Genomic DNA, 15,187 nt, shown 5'->3' with positions numbered 1-15,187 from the left:
CCGAACACCACGGGATCACCGTGTATTCGGCCTGAGCTCATAAACCCGCCGGGGATGACTGGCGATGAATAGCGCCGATTCTACACCGCCGGGTGGTTTGATGGGGTCCGAATATCGCCATCGGTGCCGCGCTGCAAATCCCGATGGACAAAATGCTATCAGGGCATTTATCTTCCTCGGCAGGCCGCCTCATGTGGCCACGTCGCTCGGACGGTTCCGGGCGCTTACGTTTGCGAGATACTCATGGCTGACCAAGGTTCGCCGCGCCGCTTTGCGCGCATCGATCGACTCCCCCCTTATGTGTTCAACATCACCGCCGAGCTGAAAATGGCTGCTCGTCGTCGTGGTGAGGACATTATCGACCTGAGCATGGGCAACCCCGACGGGGCCACACCGCCGCACATTGTCGAAAAACTGATCACCGTCGCCCAGCGCGAAGACACCCACGGTTACTCCACCTCGCGGGGCATTCCGCGCCTGCGCCGGGCCATTTCCAACTGGTACAAGAAGCGCTACGAGGTCGACATCGACCCTGAAAGCGAAGCGATCGTGACCATTGGTTCCAAGGAAGGCCTGGCCCACCTGATGCTCGCCACGCTGGATCAGGGCGACACGGTGCTGGTGCCCAACCCCAGTTACCCGATCCACATCTACGGTGCCGTGATTGCCGGCGCCCAGGTGCGATCGGTGCCGCTGGTGCCAGGCGTGGACTTCTTCGACGAGCTGGAAAAAGCCATTCGCGGCTCGATTCCCAAGCCGAAGATGATGATTCTGGGCTTTCCGTCCAACCCGACTGCGCAATGTGTGGAGCTGGATTTCTTCGAGCGCGTGGTGGCGCTGGCCAAACAGTACGACGTGCTGGTGGTGCATGACCTGGCGTACGCCGACATCGTCTACGATGGCTGGAAAGCCCCGTCGATCATGCAGGTGCCCGGCGCCAAGGACATTGCCGTGGAGTTCTTCACCTTGTCCAAGAGCTACAACATGGCAGGCTGGCGGATTGGCTTCATGGTCGGCAACCCCGAACTGGTGAATGCACTGGCGCGGATCAAGAGTTACCACGACTACGGCACCTTCACGCCACTGCAGGTGGCGGCGATTGCCGCGCTGGAAGGCGATCAGCAGTGCGTGCTCGACATTGCCGAGCAGTATCGCCAGCGCCGCAACGTACTGGTCAAAGGCCTGCACGAACTGGGCTGGATGGTCGAAAACCCCAAGGCGTCGATGTACGTCTGGGCGAAGATTCCCGAAGCCTACGCGCATCTGGGCTCGCTGGAGTTCGCCAAGAAGCTGCTGGCCGAAGCCAAGGTGTGTGTCTCGCCGGGCATCGGTTTCGGTGAGTACGGCGACGATCACGTGCGCTTCGCGCTGATCGAGAATCAGGACCGCATCCGTCAGGCCGTGCGCGGCATCCGCAGCATGTTCAGGGCTGACGACAAGCTCAAGTCCTGAGTTCCTTCTGAGACACCGCGCCTGCTGACCGACTGCGCTCGGCAGGCGTGGACGCTGCAACCAACCGCCTCTCCACACCTGACCGACAGTCGCCTCGGCAATTTTTGATTTCTGCAAATCGCTGCAGACCGGTATGATCGCGCGCCCCGATACACCCGGAAGCCTGACCTAAAATGAAACCCACCTTGATCGCCGCCGCAGAACTCGATCGTATCGACACCTGGGCCAAATACTCCAGCCACATGTGCGGGGGCTGCGTGTCCAGTTGCTGCACGTTGCCGGTAGAAGTGAAGATCAAGGACCTGATCCGCATCGGCATCGTCGATGAGTTCGAACGCGGCGACCCGGCCAAGAACATCGCCAAACGTCTGCAGAAAGAAGGCATCGTCGAGCGTTACAACCAGAAGTCGGAAATCTTCACGTTGCAGCGCATGAGCAACAACGACTGCCTGTACCTGGACCGTAAAAGCCGCCTGTGCACCATCTATGACAAGCGCCCGGACACCTGCCGCAACCACCCGAAAGTCGGACCGCGTCCCGGTTATTGCGCGTACAAGCCCAAAGAAGTCGTGCGTCAGGAAAGCGGCTCACTGAGAAACGCCACCAGCGCGCCAGTGCCGAAGTTCTGACCCCTTGAAGGGCTGCGCAACGCGCAGAATATCGGCTCACATCAATCAAGCCCCGCACAGGGGCTTTTTTGTGGGCGATGGAAAAAGCCTATCGATGTTAATTTTTGTGAAAAATAAAAATACTTCACATTATTTACTCATTGATTCACTATCCGATTCACAGATCAGAACAATAACGCTCGAATGCCAGCGACACAGGCATCGGCACTGACTTTGAGGATTACTGCATGACCAGCAAAAACGTTGGCGTTATCGGCCTGGGTGCGATGGGTCTGGGCATTGCCCGCTCGTTGCTGCGTAGCGGCTTCACTGTGCATGCCTGCGATGTGCGCAGCAGCGTGACCGAAGCGTTTGCCCAGGAAGGCGGCGTTGCCTGCCAATCCCCAGCCAGCATGGCCGCTGCCTGCGATGTGATCATTACCGTCGTGGTCAATGCCGAGCAGACCGAAACCGTCCTGTTTGGTGAAAACGGCGCGGTCGCGGCGCTGCGTCCGGGCAGTCTGGTCATCGGTTGCGCCACTGTCGCACCGACCTTCGCCGTCGAACTGGGCGAGCGTCTGGCCGCACAGAACCTGCTGTACCTCGATGCACCGATCTCCGGCGGCGCCGCCAAGGCCGCCGCTGGCCAGATGACCATGATGACCTCCGGCCCGGCCGAGTCTTACGCCAAGGCCGAAGCCATCCTCAATGGCATGGCCGGCAAGGTCTATCGCCTGGGTGACGTCCACGGGCTGGGCTCGAAAGTCAAAATCATCAATCAGTTGCTCGCTGGCGTACACATCGCCGCCAGCGCCGAAGCCATGGCCCTCGGCCTGCGTGAAGGCGTCGATGCTGACGCGCTGTACGAAGTGATCACCAACAGTGCCGGTAACTCGTGGATGTTCGAAAACCGCGTGCCGCACATCCTCAATGCCGATTACACGCCGCTGTCGGCTGTGGATATCTTCGTCAAAGACCTCGGCCTGGTACTGGATACCGCACGCAGCAGCAAATTCCCGCTGCCGCTGTCGGCCACCGCACACCAGATGTTCATGCAGGCCTCCAGCGCCGGTTTCGGCCGCGAGGATGACTCGGCGGTGATCAAGATTTTCCCGGGCATCGAGTTGCCGAAAGCCAAGCCAGAAAAAGCCTGAGGAGCGACTGATGAGCCTGAACAACGCTCGCCCGCTGCTGGGCTGCATTGCCGATGACTTCACCGGCGCGACCGACCTTGCCAACATGCTGGTGCGCGGCGGTATGCGCACCGTGCAGAGCATCGGCATCCCCAGCGCCGAAATGGCTGCCGGCCTGGACGCCGACGCGATTGTCATCGCCCTGAAATCGCGTACCACACCAAGCGCCGACGCGGTGGCTGAATCCCTCGCTGCGCTGGAATGGCTGCGCGAGCGCGGCTGCGAGCAGATCTTCTTCAAATACTGCTCGACCTTCGATTCCACCGCCGCGGGTAACATCGGCCAGGTCAGCGAAGCACTGCTGGAGCAACTGGACAGCGACTTCACCCTCGCCTGCCCGGCCTTCCCGGAAAATGGCCGCACGATTTTCCGTGGTCATCTGTTCGTACAGGACCAGTTACTCAATGAATCGGGCATGCAGAACCACCCGCTGACGCCCATGACCGACGCCAATCTGGTGCGTGTGCTGCAAGCGCAGACCCGCCACAAGGTCGGCCTGTTGCGCTATGACAGCATTGCCCAGGGCGTCGAAGGCGTGCGCAACAGAATTGCCGAGCTGCGCGCCGAAGGTGTGAGCATGGCGATCGCCGATGCCCTGTCGGATGCCGATCTGTACACCTTGGGCGAAGCCTGCGCCGACTTGCCGCTGCTGACCGGTGGCTCGGGTCTGGCGCTGGGCCTGCCGGGTAACTTTCGCAAGGCAGGCAAGCTGCGCGATATCGATGCCGCCAAACAGGTCGCCATCAGTGGCGGCGAAGTGGTGTTGGCGGGCAGCGCTTCGGTTGCCACCAATGGCCAGGTCGCGGCCTGGCTGGAAGACAATCGCCCTGCACTGCGCATCAATCCGCTGGATCTGGCCGCAGGCAAGCCGGTGGTCGAGCAGGCGCTGGCCTTTGCCAGAGACGCCGGGCAGACCGTATTGATCTACGCCACCAGCACGCCGGATGAAGTCAAAGCCGTGCAGAAAGAGCTGGGTGTTGAACGCTCCGGTGCAATGGTCGAAGCCGCGTTGGGCGAGATCGCCAAAGGGCTGCTGAACGCTGGTGTGCGCCGCTTTGTGGTCGCCGGTGGCGAAACCTCCGGTGCCGTGGTTCAGGCGCTGGGCGTGCAACTGTTGCAGATCGGCGCACAGATTGATCCGGGCGTTCCGGCCACGGTGAGCAGCGGCGCACAACCGCTGGCTCTGGCCCTCAAATCCGGCAATTTCGGTGCGCGCGACTTCTTCGCCAAGGCGCTCAAGCAACTGGCGGGGGCGGCTTGATGATCGACGAAAACGCATTGCGTCAGGAAATCTGCGACGTCGGCCGTCTGCTGTATGGCCGTGGCTATACGGTGGGCAGCGCCGGCAACATCAGCGCACGACTCGACGACGGCTGGCTGATTACCCCGACCGACGCCTGCCTGGGCCGCATGGACCCGGCCGATATCGCCAAGGTCAATCTGGCCGGTGAATGGGTGTCCGGCAGCAAGCCGTCCAAGACCCTGGCCCTGCACCGCGAAGTCTACGACCGCAACCCGCAGGTCGGCGGCGTGGTGCATACGCACTCGACGCATCTGGTCGCCCTGACCCTGGCCGGAGTGTGGCAGGAGGACGACATTCTGCCGCCGCTGACGCCGTATCAGGTCATGAAGGTCGGGCATATCCCGCTGATCCCTTACGAGCGTCCGGGCTCGCCGAAAGTCGCCGAGCGCGTGGCGGAGCTGGCCAACAGCGTGCGCGGCGTGATGCTCGAGCGGCTCGGCCCGGTGGTCTGGGAAAGTTCGGTGGCCAAGGCCTGCTACGCACTGGAAGAGCTGGAAGAAACAGCGCGTCTGTGGCTGATGAGCAATCCCAAACCTGCGCCGCTGGACCCGGCGGCGCTTGAAGAACTGCGTCAGGTGTTCGGCGCGAAGTGGTAACGGACACACATTGATCGGGGGGCGCGCTGCGCCTCCCGGACGAAAAACAATAACAACAGGAATCGAGAGCATGACTCACCCCTATCCCGCTGTTTCGTTGTTCCTCTTTACCACCATCGACCGGAGTGCACGGGCATGACGCCGCTCATGTTGATGATCGTGGCCGGTGCGGGCATCGCACTGCTGTTGTTCCTGGTGCTCAAGTACAAATTCCAGCCCTTTGTCGCCCTGATGCTGGTCAGCATTATCGTGGCGCTGGTCGCCGGTGTTAAACCGGCCGATCTGGTTACCACCATTGAAGGCGGCATGGGCAAGACCCTTGGCCACATCGCGATCATCATCGCTTTGGGCGCGATGATCGGACGCATCATCGAGCTGTCCGGCGGGGCCGAGGCGCTGGCCAAAACCCTGATCAACCGCTTCGGTAACAGACGCACGCCACTGGCGCTGACCGTTGCAGGCTTCATGGTCGGTATTCCGGTGTTCTTCGAAGTCGGCGTGATCATCCTCATGCCGTTGGCATACGGTGTGGCACGGGCGGCACGCAAGCCGCTGCTGATCTTCGCGCTGCCAATGTGTGCAGCCTTGCTTGCCGTGCACGCGTTCCTGCCGCCGCATCCCGGCGCGGTAGCCGCTGCCAGCCAGTTGGGCGCGGACCTTGGCCGGGTGCTGATGCTGGGCATTCCGATCGTTGCTGTACTGTGCATGATCGGCTATTTCGTCGCGGGGCGCATGACCCGCAAGACCTACCCGATGACCGACGATATTCGCGCCGAAGTCTACGGCCCGCACGTTACCAACGAAGACCTGGAAGCCTGGGCGCGCAACGATTATTCCGCTGTGCGTGAAGCCACTGAAACCAGAACAATGGGCATCGAAGAAAGCGCCAGCAGCCTGGCGAGCAAACTGCCGCCAGCACCTGCACCGGGTTTCGGGCTGATCATCGCGCTCATTCTGTTGCCGATCGTGCTGATTCTGATGGGCACCCTGGCCACCACCATGCTGCCAGCCACGTCCACGCTGCGTGCAGTGCTGACCGTTCTCGGTGCGCCGCTTGTGGCATTGCTGATCGATACCCTGCTGTGCGCCTGGCTGTTGGGCTCGCGTCGTGGCTGGAGCCGCACTCAGGTGTCCGATGTGATCGGCTCGGCCTTGCCGGGTGTGGCGATGGTGATCCTGATTGCCGGCGCCGGTGGCGTATTCGGCAAGGTGCTGGTCGACACCGGCATTGGTGCAGTGGTCTCCGAGGCGCTGCGTAACACCGGTCTGCCGGTACTCGCGCTGGGCTTCCTGCTGACCCTGCTGCTGCGCGCTGTTCAGGGTTCGACCACCGTTGCACTGGTGACCACTGCAGGCATTCTCAGCCCGCTGATCGCAACGCTGGACCTGAGCGCCAACCACCTGGCTCTATTGTGCCTGGCGATGGGCGGTGGCGGTCTGGCCATGTCGCACATCAATGATGCCGGTTACTGGATGTTCACCAAGCTGGCAGGCCTCAACGTCGCCGACGGCTTGCGCACCTGGACCGTACTGGTCACGCTGCTCGGCACACTGGGCTTCGTGATCACCCTGCTGCTTTGGCCATTCGTCTGACCCTTTGAAGACTGGAGTTAACATGCCTCGTTTTGCCGCCAACCTCAGCATGCTGTACCCGCAGCATGACTTTCTTGAGCGCTTTGCCGCAGCCGCTGCCGATGGTTTCGGCGCGGTCGAGTACCTGTTCCCCTACGCCTACAGCACTCAGGAACTCAAGCAGCGCCTGAGCGACAACGGTCTGGTGCAGGCGCTGTTCAACGCCCCGCCAGGCGACTGGGAGGCAGGCGAGCGAGGCATTGCCACGCTGCCGGGCCGTGAAGCGGAATTTCGCAGCGGTATCGAGCAGGCGTTGGAATATGCGCAGGTGCTGGGCAATGACCGAGTGCATGTCATGGCTGGCTTGCTGGCCGATGAAAGCTTGCGTGAGCGTCATCAGGCGGTCTATCTGGAAAACCTCGCGTTCGCGGCTGAGCAAGCCAAGGGCGCAGGCGTCACGATTCTGATCGAGCCGATCAACACCCGCGACATGCCGGGCTTCTTCCTCAATCGTCAGGATCAGGCACAGGACATCTGCAAGCTGGTGGGTGCCGACAACCTGAAGGTGCAGTTCGACTGCTACCACTGCCAGATCGTCGAAGGTGACCTGACCAGCAAGCTGCGTCGCGACTTTGCGGGCATTGGTCATATTCAGATCGCCGGGGTACCGGATCGCCATGAGCCGGACTTGGGCGAACTGAACTACGAGCACCTGTTCAACGTCATCGACGAGCTGGGCTACAGCGGCTGGATCGGCTGCGAATACCGCCCCAAAGGCGATACCAGCGTGGGTCTGGCGTGGTTGCGCAAGCTACAAGCCAAGAGCTGAAAAACGCGGGATAGACGACGCGGAGCGTGAGGAACGATCACTCTGTAACTGTCGTGCCCAGGCACGCCAGGCTTGCGCAAGAACACTATCGTGCGACGCTCCGCGTCGCATGCCGTTCTGGACGCTCTGCGTCCGATCTTGAAGAGGTATCAGTCCTCTAAGTCGAACTGGTCCTTTATATAGCGGATTTCAGTCCGGCCATGCGGCGCTGGCTGGCCGTCTTCGTCGAGGTTGACGAAGACGATCTTGTCGACAGTCAAAATGCTTTTGCGGGTTATCTTGTTGCGCACCTGGCACTTGAGGGTGATCGAGGTGCGGCCGAATTCTGTGGCGGTGATGCCTAGCTCAATGATGTCGCCCTGACGCGAGGCGCTGACAAAGTTGATTTCAGAGATGTACTTGGTCACCACCCGCTGATTACCCAGTTGAACGATCGCGTAGATCGCCGCTTCTTCATCGATCCAGCGCAGCAGGCTACCGCCGAACAACGTGCCGTTGGGGTTGAGGTCTTCGGGCTTGACCCACTTGCGGGTGTGGAAATTCATGTTCACTCCTGAGCGTCTGGCCGGTAGAGACGTGCATGATGGCAGAGCCGACGGCCCGCGCCCATGCCTGTGTCATAGCGAATGTGCATCGACTCGATTACAGACAGATGGCAATTGTATGGCCCTTAAACCGACAGAAAGCCTTGGGAAGAATCGCGAGCGCAGCTATACTGCCCAACGTTTCAAAACGGTCATCCACGCTTGATACCGTTCCCGCCACCTGTCCGAGGGGCGCTGCAGCAGGTTTTCCCTGTCAGGCTCGGATGGGGCGTTGTTTGCCAGGACGATCCTCGACCGGCAAACCTTAAACGCACAACGGCGCCCATTCGCATTTTTATGGAATGGAGACTCTCAATGAGTGCTGTAATCACGCCCGCAGAATTTAATGACTACAAGGTTGCCGACATTTCCCTGGCCGCCTGGGGTCGTCGCGAAACCATCATTGCCGAATCCGAAATGCCTGCCCTGATGGGTCTGCGCCGCAAATACGCCGGTGACCAGCCGCTCAAGGGCGCGAAAATTCTCGGCTGCATCCACATGACCATTCAGACCGCCGTGCTGATCGAAACCCTGGTTGCCCTGGGTGCCGAGGTTCGCTGGTCGTCGTGCAACATTTTCTCCACTCAGGACCAGGCCGCCGCTGCCATTGCCGCTGCCGGCATTCCTGTGTTCGCCTGGAAGGGCGAAACCGAAGAAGAATACGAGTGGTGCATCGAGCAGACCATCCTCAAGGATGGCCAGCCATGGGACGCCAACATGATTCTCGACGACGGCGGCGACCTGACCGAGATCATCCACAAGAAATACCCGGCGATGCTGGACAAGATCCACGGCGTTACCGAAGAAACCACCACGGGTGTTCACCGCCTGCTGGACATGCTGGCCAAGGGCGAGCTGAAAATCCCGGCCATCAACGTCAACGACTCGGTGACCAAGAGCAAGAACGACAACAAGTACGGCTGCCGTCACAGCCTGAACGACGCCATCAAGCGCGGCACCGACCACTTGCTGTCCGGCAAGCAGGCACTGGTGATCGGCTACGGTGACGTGGGCAAGGGCTCGGCTCAGTCGCTGCGTCAGGAAGGCATGATCGTCAAAGTGACCGAAGTCGACCCGATCTGCGCCATGCAGGCCTGCATGGACGGTTTCGAGCTGGTTTCGCCGTTCATCGACGGTGAGAACGACGGCACCGAAGCGAGCATCGACAAGGCACTGTTGGGCAAGATCGACCTGATCGTGACCACCACCGGTAACGTCAACGTTTGTGATTCGAACATGCTCAAAGCGCTGAAAAAACGCGCTGTGGTGTGCAACATCGGTCACTTCGACAACGAAATCGACACCGCTTTCATGCGCAAGAACTGGGCATGGGAAGAAGTGAAGCCACAGGTTCACAAGATCCATCGCACCGGCCCAGGCTCGTTCGACGCACAGAACGACGACTACCTGATCCTGCTGGCCGAAGGCCGTCTGGTAAACCTGGGTAACGCCACTGGCCACCCAAGCCGCATCATGGATGGCTCGTTCGCCAACCAGGTTCTGGCGCAGATCTTCCTCTTCGAGCAGAAGTACGCTGACCTGGCACCGGCCAAAAAGGCCGAGCGTCTGACCGTTGAAGTGCTGCCGAAGAAACTCGACGAAGAAGTGGCCCTGGAAATGGTCCGCGGCTTCGGCGGCGTTGTGACCAAGCTGACCAAGACCCAGGCCGATTACATCGGCGTGACCGTCGAAGGTCCGTTCAAGCCGCACGCTTATCGCTACTGATTGATCTTCTGTGAAGAGTGCGCGGCGTTCCTGACGCCTCTCACTCTCTCAGTTGGCAATTATCTGTGGGAGCGGACTTGTCCGCGAAGGGGCCTGTGCATTCAATCAAGATGCAGCGTCTGAAATAAAGCCTTCGCGGACAAGTCCGCTCCTACAAAGTATGTGTTCGTTTCTATATCGAGATCGGCCTCCATGAGCCAAGAACGCCGCTTCAGCTTCGAGTTCTTTCCTACCAAGACCGACGCTGGACATGAAAAGCTGCTGACCGTTGCTCGTCAGCTCGCTACGTACAACCCCGATTTTTTCTCCTGCACCTATGGTGCCGGTGGCTCGACCCGCGACCGCACGCTCAATACCGTGCTGCAGCTGGAAAACGAGATCAAAGTCCCTGCTGCGCCGCATTTGTCCTGCGTGGGCGACAGCAAGGACGACCTGCGCAACCTGTTGGCGCAGTACAAGGATGCGGGCATCAAACGCATCGTGGCACTGCGCGGCGACCTGCCTTCCGGCATGGGTATGGCCAGCGGTGAGTTGCGTCACGCCAATGACCTGGTGAGCTTCATTCGCCAGGAAAGCGGCAGCCATTTCCACATCGAAGTCGCCGCCTACCCGGAAATGCATCCGCAGGCGCGCAACTTCGAGGACGACCTCAAGCACTTCGTCAACAAGGCCAACGCCGGCGCCGACAGTGCAATCACGCAGTACTTCTTCAACGCCGACAGCTATTTCAACTTCGTCGAGCGGGTCGAGAAAATGGGCGTCAGCATTCCGATCGTGCCGGGCATCATGCCGATCACCAACTACAGCAAGCTGGCGCGTTTCTCGGATGCCTGCGGTGCGGAAATCCCGCGCTGGATCCGTAAACAGCTGGAAGCCTACGGCGATGACGTGCAAAGCATCCAGGCGTTTGGCGAAGAAGTCATCACGCAGATGTGCGAACGACTGCTGCAAGGCGGCGCCCCCGGTCTGCATTTCTACACGCTGAACCAGGCAGAACCGAGCCTGGCGGTGTGGAACAACCTGCAACTGCCACGCTGAAAACGGCTGCGGCACCGCGGTCCGACCGGTAATTTCCGGGGGATCGCGGCCTCATACACCGTTGGGCAGCAGGAAAGCGGCGTATTGCGCTCGCTCTGTTATACTCCAGCCTTCCCGCCAGGCTTACGCCCGGACGCCCGGTCTTGCAATCGTCATCCGTTCACGCCAACAGCGCAATTTTCATCAAGCGCAGGCGTCACGGAATGCACTGAAGACCCGGCAGGACCGGACGGGATCGCGTTGTCTTTACACGCCATTCGCGCCAGGCAAGACATCCCTTGAGCTTAAGCTCCAACAGAACAGGATTACTCATGTCCTTTGCTTCCCTCGGTCTCTCCGAGGCTTTAGTCCGCGCCATCGAGGCAGCGGGCTATACCCAGCCTACCCCCGTGCAACAGCGGGCCATTCCCGCCGTGTTGCAAGGTCGCGACCTGATGGTTGCGGCACAGACCGGTACTGGTAAAACCGGCGGTTTCGCCCTCCCAATTCTGGAGCGGCTGTTTCCCAATGGTGTTCCGGACAAATCCCAGCGTCATGGCCCGCGTCAACCACGCGTTCTGGTCCTGACCCCGACCCGCGAACTGGCCGCACAGGTGCACGAGAGCTTCAAGCTCTATGCCCGCGACCTGAAGTTCGTCAGCGCCTGCATCTTCGGCGGCGTCGGCATGAACCCTCAGGTTCAGGCCATGTCCCGTGGCGTGGACGTCCTGGTGGCCTGCCCCGGCCGCCTGCTCGACCTGGCCGGTCAAGGCAGTGTCGACCTGTCCCACGTCGAAATCCTGGTGCTCGATGAAGCAGACCGGATGCTCGACATGGGCTTCGTCCATGACGTCAAGAAGGTCCTCGCGCGTCTGCCGGCCAAGCGCCAGAACCTGCTGTTCTCAGCTACCTTCTCCAATGACATCACGTCATTGGCCGGCAAGCTGCTGCACAACCCCGAGCGCATCGAAGTCACGCCGCCGAACACCACGGTCGAGCGTATCGAGCAACGGGTTTTCCGCCTTGCCGCCAATCACAAGCGTTCGCTGCTGGCGCATTTGATTACCGTCGGTGCCTGGGAACAGGTACTGGTCTTTACCCGCACCAAGCATGGCGCCAACCGCCTGGCCGAGTACCTGGACAAGCACGGCCTCGCGGCGGTCGCGATCCACGGCAACAAGAGCCAGAACGCCCGTACCAAGGCTCTGGCCGACTTCAAGGCAGGTGATGTACGCATCATGGTCGCGACCGATATCGCCGCACGCGGCCTGGATATCGACCAGCTGCCGCATGTCGTCAACTTCGAGCTGCCAAACGTCGATGAAGACTACGTTCACCGTATCGGTCGTACCGGCCGGGCCGGTCGTTCGGGCGAAGCCATTTCCCTGGTTGCGCCGGACGAAGAGAAGCTGCTCAAAAGCATTGAGCGCATGACTAAACAGAAGATCGCCGATGGCGACCTGATGGGCTTCGACATCACCGCAGTCGAGGCTGAAAAACCGGAAGTGCGTGAGCGTCCGGATGTTCGCAACTCTCGTGGTGCACGTCCTGCCGGCGACAAGAACAACGGCGGTCGTCGCGACAAGGGCAAGGACAAAGGCAAGGAAAAACCTGCCACTGCAGCCGCCACTGGCGAACGCCCTGCAAGGCAGCCACGCGAAAAAAAACCTCGTGAGGGCACGCCTCGCAGCGAACAGCGTGCATCGCAGCCATCCATACCGCGCCCGGCAGCCGATCGTGCGCCGGACGAGTTCCGCGATGATGAAGTAGACAACTTCGGCAATCGTGCTGACTACGTCAGTCCTTATCAGGGCAAAGGCCAGAACCGTGGTCGTCGTCCTGCTGCTGCGCCCGGTGCAGCACCGGCTGCTGGCGGCGCAGCTCGCCCAGCCAATTCGGGTCGACCTGCGGGCGGCGCTCGTAACGGCTCCGGTACTGGTGCGCCAAAGCGCAACGGTTCGGGTTCGTCGGCTCCGCGTTCGCGTGATGGCCAGCCGCGCGGTCGTCGCCCGGCACGTGAAGATCAGCCCTTGCCGCGTGAAGGTCAGGAGCCAGCCGTGCGTGCCCCGCGCGACGGTCAGCCTCAGCCGAAGATCGTGCACAAGGAATCCAAGATCGACCGTTTCCCGTCTGCCGAGCAACTGGACCAGTTGCCAACACGCCCACGCGGTGAAAAACCGGCCCTGCTGACCCGCAATCGCGACAGCTGATAGCCACGCAACACTAAAAACGCCCCGACCTGCTCGGGGCGTTTTTGTTTGTGGCCCTGGAGGATGTTGATCATCGCTCCCACGCTCCGCGTGGTAGCGCAGTTCTGGACGCTCTGCGCCCTCTTTGTGGCGCTCCGCGTCACACAAGGGCTCTGCGATGTCAGTTAAATATATTCCAGACTCAAGCCCCCTTTTCGCCCCTCGGCGACCTACTTTGATGGGGCCAAAGTAGGCAAACCCCCTCGCTCCTGTTTCCGGCCCGACTTCGTCGGGTTCCTTCGCCCTGTCACTGATCCGGGGGCCCGCCGCAACGGGCCATCCATGGCCCGGTGCGGCTTGCTCGGCGTCCTGCCGAGCATCCCCCGGATCAGCGTCAGGACTCAGCCGTCACTAAGGTCGCAATCTGAGTCGTCAGTGCCATTGTGATAAAAAAGCGCTTTATCCATCTCCACGCTCTGCGTGGTAGCGCAGTCCTGGACGCTCCGCGTCCGATCTTGAGACGGCAGCGCGGCGCCGATCTGTGACGCAGAGCGTCACGAACTGCATGCCAACGCAGAGCATTGGCACGATAGTCATCCCAAGACGTTTCATCGCACCAACAAAAACGCCGACCCAAGGGTCGGCGTTTTTTCGATCAAGCGTGCAATTACTTCTTCTGTACGCCTTCGAAGCTGATGTCCAGATCCAGCGTCTGCGACGTCGGGCCTGGGCCCTTGATGCCGAAGTCGTTCAGGTTCAGCGTCGAAGTACCGTTGAAGCCGGCACGGTAGCCGCCCCACGGATCCTTGCCTTCGCCGTTGAAGGTTGCCTTGATGACGATTGGCTTGGTCACGCCGTGCAGGGTCAGGTCGCCAGTGACGTCAGCCGTTTTCTCGCCAGTCGACTTGACTGCGGTGGAAACGAATTTGGCTTCCGGGTATTTGGCAACGTCCAGGAAATCCTTGCTGGAGATGTGTTTGTCGCGCTCGGCGTGGTTGGTGAACAGGCTGGCGGTTTTCAGCTCGACATTGATTTTGCTGGCTTCAGGCTTGGCAGCGTCGAAGCTGAACGTGCCGTCCCAGTCCTTGAAGGTACCGTGAATGAAGCTGTAGCCCAGGTGGCTGATCTTGAAGTCAACGAATGCGTGTTGACCTTCCTTGTCGATAACGTAGTCGGCGGCCATGGCCTGGCCAGCAGACAACAGTGCGGTACCCAGAGCCAGAGCGGCGAGAGACTTCTTCAACATGCTTTTATTCCCGTTTTGGTTGAACAATCAATTACGACCCAGCATGCGCTTGAGGGTCACATCGCGATCGATGAAGTGGTGTTTCAATGCAGCAAGACCATGGAGCCCCGCGAATATCACGATGACCCAGGCCAGATACAGGTGAATCCAGCCCGCCGTTTCTGCCTGATCAGGAAGGCCCGAAACCAGCGCGGGCACATCGAACAGGCCGAATACCGGAATCCCCACGCCGTCGGCGGTGGAAATGAGATACCCGGCGAACATCACGGCAAACAGTGCGACGTACAAAAACAGATGGCCGAATGCAGCACCGATGCGCGTCAACTTACTGTAGCTGGTCAACGGCGGCGGTGGCGGACTGAGCAGACGCCAGACCACGCGGATCAGCATGATCGCAAACAGCGTGATGCCGATGCTCTTGTGCAGATCAGGGCCCGCCTTGCGCCACGTATCGTAGTAATCCAGCCCGACCATCCACAGCCCCAGCGCAAACATTCCAAACACGACAGCAGCCACACCCCAGTGCAGCACCATGCTGACCAGACCGTAGCGAGAGGATGAATTACGTAGCTGCATTACCAGTACCTTGTCAGAAGTGTTACCAGACTAGCTTTTTATCTATCGAATGAAAGCGCAAAATTTCGCTCGGACGTATCGAACAATACGATAGGTCTGCTTGACCTTTCGTACGCCGGTTCTGCTGGTTACACCAACACCTGACAGGCTTTACAGCATCTCAGGCTGTCCTCGCTGCGGCAGCATCTCGATAATTTGCCGTCAGTAATACTTTGCAATGACCATCGGCCGTTCGATACCGATGAACGGCATGATCCGCTCAGATATCCCCAGCCCACACAGACAGAACGAATTCAG

The 15,187-nt window shown here is 60.3% G+C and carries 13 protein-coding genes and 1 riboswitch; of the genes, 10 read left to right on the top strand and 3 right to left on the bottom strand.

The annotated features are described in order from the left end of the window. The first annotated feature begins 243 nt into the window (after positions 1–243). From alaC to otnI, 7 genes are all read left to right on the top strand, one after another. A complete protein-coding gene (alaC, locus tag RYA97_RS00470; RefSeq protein WP_002551718.1) occupies positions 244–1,452 on the top strand; it encodes an alanine transaminase in 1,209 nt (402 codons plus the stop codon). A 173-nt stretch (positions 1,453–1,625) separates the two neighbouring features. After that, complete coding sequence (locus RYA97_RS00465; protein ID WP_002551717.1) at positions 1,626–2,081, top strand: YkgJ family cysteine cluster protein; 456 nt, start codon at positions 1,626–1,628, stop codon at positions 2,079–2,081. 227 nt (positions 2,082–2,308) lie between these two features. Beyond that, a complete protein-coding gene (gene ltnD / locus RYA97_RS00460) occupies positions 2,309–3,214 on the top strand; it encodes an L-threonate dehydrogenase (protein WP_005778759.1) in 906 nt (301 codons plus the stop codon). A gap of 10 nt (positions 3,215–3,224) precedes the next feature. Continuing rightward, the gene (gene otnK, locus RYA97_RS00455) at positions 3,225–4,514 is read left to right on the top strand and encodes a 3-oxo-tetronate kinase (RefSeq protein ID WP_117140115.1); all 1,290 of its coding nucleotides are present in this window, start codon (positions 3,225–3,227) and stop codon (positions 4,512–4,514) included. Then, on the top strand, positions 4,514–5,152 hold the full coding sequence (locus RYA97_RS00450) for an aldolase (protein ID WP_005778755.1): 639 nt from the start codon (positions 4,514–4,516) through the stop codon (positions 5,150–5,152). The genes otnK and RYA97_RS00450 overlap by 1 nt, the downstream gene beginning before the upstream one ends. A gap of 135 nt (positions 5,153–5,287) precedes the next feature. Continuing rightward, positions 5,288–6,745 carry an SLC13 family permease gene (locus RYA97_RS00445; RefSeq protein ID WP_005743069.1) on the top strand — a complete coding sequence of 486 codons (1,458 nt, stop codon included), beginning with the start codon at positions 5,288–5,290 and terminating at the stop codon, positions 6,743–6,745. A gap of 22 nt (positions 6,746–6,767) precedes the next feature. Continuing rightward, entirely contained in the window at positions 6,768–7,553 is a 786-nt protein-coding gene (gene otnI, locus RYA97_RS00440) for a 2-oxo-tetronate isomerase (RefSeq protein ID WP_005743070.1), read from the top strand. A 149-nt stretch (positions 7,554–7,702) separates the two neighbouring features. Here the strand turns inward: otnI and RYA97_RS00435 are convergent, their stop codons facing one another. Further along, the gene (locus RYA97_RS00435) at positions 7,703–8,098 is read right to left on the bottom strand and encodes an acyl-CoA thioesterase (RefSeq protein ID WP_005778753.1); all 396 of its coding nucleotides are present in this window, start codon (positions 8,096–8,098) and stop codon (positions 7,703–7,705) included. Positions 8,099–8,318: 220 nt separating this feature from the next. Continuing rightward, a riboswitch (S-adenosyl-L-homocysteine riboswitch) is annotated at positions 8,319–8,429 on the top strand. 23 nt (positions 8,430–8,452) lie between these two features. Between RYA97_RS00435 and ahcY the strand changes: the two genes are divergently transcribed. From ahcY to RYA97_RS00420, 3 genes are all read left to right on the top strand, one after another. Beyond that, complete coding sequence (ahcY, locus tag RYA97_RS00430) at positions 8,453–9,862, top strand: adenosylhomocysteinase (RefSeq protein WP_002551710.1); 1,410 nt, start codon at positions 8,453–8,455, stop codon at positions 9,860–9,862. A gap of 192 nt (positions 9,863–10,054) precedes the next feature. Then, a complete protein-coding gene (gene metF, locus RYA97_RS00425) occupies positions 10,055–10,900 on the top strand; it encodes a methylenetetrahydrofolate reductase [NAD(P)H] (RefSeq protein ID WP_003346344.1) in 846 nt (281 codons plus the stop codon). Positions 10,901–11,211: 311 nt separating this feature from the next. After that, positions 11,212–13,089 (top strand): DEAD/DEAH box helicase, encoded by a 1,878-nt coding sequence (locus tag RYA97_RS00420; RefSeq protein WP_005743072.1) that lies wholly within the window; start codon positions 11,212–11,214, stop codon positions 13,087–13,089. A 646-nt stretch (positions 13,090–13,735) separates the two neighbouring features. On the opposite strand, the gene RYA97_RS00415 is transcribed toward RYA97_RS00420, so the two are convergent. Together RYA97_RS00415 and RYA97_RS00410 are read right to left on the bottom strand one after the other, a co-directional pair. After that, the gene (locus RYA97_RS00415; RefSeq protein ID WP_002551707.1) at positions 13,736–14,314 is read right to left on the bottom strand and encodes a YceI family protein; all 579 of its coding nucleotides are present in this window, start codon (positions 14,312–14,314) and stop codon (positions 13,736–13,738) included. Positions 14,315–14,341: 27 nt separating this feature from the next. Continuing rightward, positions 14,342–14,890 carry a cytochrome b gene (locus RYA97_RS00410; RefSeq protein ID WP_002551706.1) on the bottom strand — a complete coding sequence of 183 codons (549 nt, stop codon included), beginning with the start codon at positions 14,888–14,890 and terminating at the stop codon, positions 14,342–14,344. Between the last annotated feature and the right edge of the window lie 297 nt (positions 14,891–15,187).

The sequence above is a fragment of the Pseudomonas syringae group sp. 26L6 genome, assembly GCF_032587815.1.
Taxonomy (GTDB): Bacteria; Pseudomonadota; Gammaproteobacteria; order Pseudomonadales; family Pseudomonadaceae; genus Aquipseudomonas; species Aquipseudomonas amygdali.
This window is presented reverse-complemented; position numbering and strand designations above follow the sequence as displayed.

Excerpts from the sequence above, each read along its gene's own strand:
- alaC (WP_002551718.1), top strand. The coding sequence starts at position 244 with ATGGCTGACCAAGGTTCGCCGCGCCGCTTTGCGCGCATCGATCGACTC.
- RYA97_RS00465 (WP_002551717.1), top strand. The coding sequence starts at position 1,626 with ATGAAACCCACCTTGATCGCCGCCGCAGAACTCGATCGTATCGACACC.
- ltnD (WP_005778759.1), top strand. The coding sequence starts at position 2,309 with ATGACCAGCAAAAACGTTGGCGTTATCGGCCTGGGTGCGATGGGTCTG.
- otnK (WP_117140115.1), top strand. The coding sequence starts at position 3,225 with ATGAGCCTGAACAACGCTCGCCCGCTGCTGGGCTGCATTGCCGATGAC.
- RYA97_RS00450 (WP_005778755.1), top strand. The coding sequence starts at position 4,514 with ATGATCGACGAAAACGCATTGCGTCAGGAAATCTGCGACGTCGGCCGT.
- RYA97_RS00445 (WP_005743069.1), top strand. The coding sequence starts at position 5,288 with ATGACGCCGCTCATGTTGATGATCGTGGCCGGTGCGGGCATCGCACTG.
- otnI (WP_005743070.1), top strand. The coding sequence starts at position 6,768 with ATGCCTCGTTTTGCCGCCAACCTCAGCATGCTGTACCCGCAGCATGAC.
- RYA97_RS00435 (WP_005778753.1), bottom strand. The coding sequence starts at position 8,098 with ATGAATTTCCACACCCGCAAGTGGGTCAAGCCCGAAGACCTCAACCCC.
- ahcY (WP_002551710.1), top strand. The coding sequence starts at position 8,453 with ATGAGTGCTGTAATCACGCCCGCAGAATTTAATGACTACAAGGTTGCC.
- metF (WP_003346344.1), top strand. The coding sequence starts at position 10,055 with ATGAGCCAAGAACGCCGCTTCAGCTTCGAGTTCTTTCCTACCAAGACC.
- RYA97_RS00420 (WP_005743072.1), top strand. The coding sequence starts at position 11,212 with ATGTCCTTTGCTTCCCTCGGTCTCTCCGAGGCTTTAGTCCGCGCCATC.
- RYA97_RS00415 (WP_002551707.1), bottom strand. The coding sequence starts at position 14,314 with ATGTTGAAGAAGTCTCTCGCCGCTCTGGCTCTGGGTACCGCACTGTTG.
- RYA97_RS00410 (WP_002551706.1), bottom strand. The coding sequence starts at position 14,890 with ATGCAGCTACGTAATTCATCCTCTCGCTACGGTCTGGTCAGCATGGTG.